The sequence below is a fragment of the Ochrobactrum sp. SFR4 genome (assembly GCF_019730395.1).
In the GTDB taxonomy this organism is placed as follows: domain Bacteria; phylum Pseudomonadota; class Alphaproteobacteria; order Rhizobiales; family Rhizobiaceae; genus Pseudochrobactrum.
In genome coordinates this window covers 1-464 of the sequence record NZ_JAAPBB010000193.1, presented here as the reverse complement: position 1 = coordinate 464, position 464 = coordinate 1, and the positions used below count along the sequence as shown (strand labels likewise).

1 pseudogene is annotated in these 464 nt (G+C 58.2%); it reads left to right on the top strand.

The annotated features are described in order from the left end of the window. Window positions 1–464: pseudogene (locus tag HBA93_RS18560) on the top strand (hypothetical protein); the annotation flags it as partial.

Sequence of the window (464 nt, the reverse complement as noted above, 5' to 3'; positions counted from 1 at the left end):
CCTGCCGATGCTGCGATTGAAGCCGCCCGTGCTGCGGTCAAGTCTGCTGCACATCCGGTAGCCGATAAAGCCCGTGTGGATGCAGATATTGACAATCCGAAAGCGGATTCCCGTAAATCCCTGCTCGGTGGTCTTGCACAAGCTGTTCGCCGCTCAAAGCCGGACGCTCAGGCAACTGCTGTCACGGAAGATTTCAAGATCGAAGCCAGCGATCTGCTGGAACTCGACACGCAGGCAGCGGCAACGCAGCCAGAAGTGAAAAACGAAGAAATCCGCGTTGATCAGACCCTTGCAGCCATGCCGGATCTCAATGCAATTATCCGTCGTGTCCGTGATGAACAGCGTAACCGCGGTTCCGATCAGCCAGCCAGCAGCGGAAAATCCGATCTGATCAGCGCTGCCCGCCGTGCAGCTCAGGCGGCAGCGGATGAAACCGGCCGCCTGCGCGATCAGGAACAGACTGA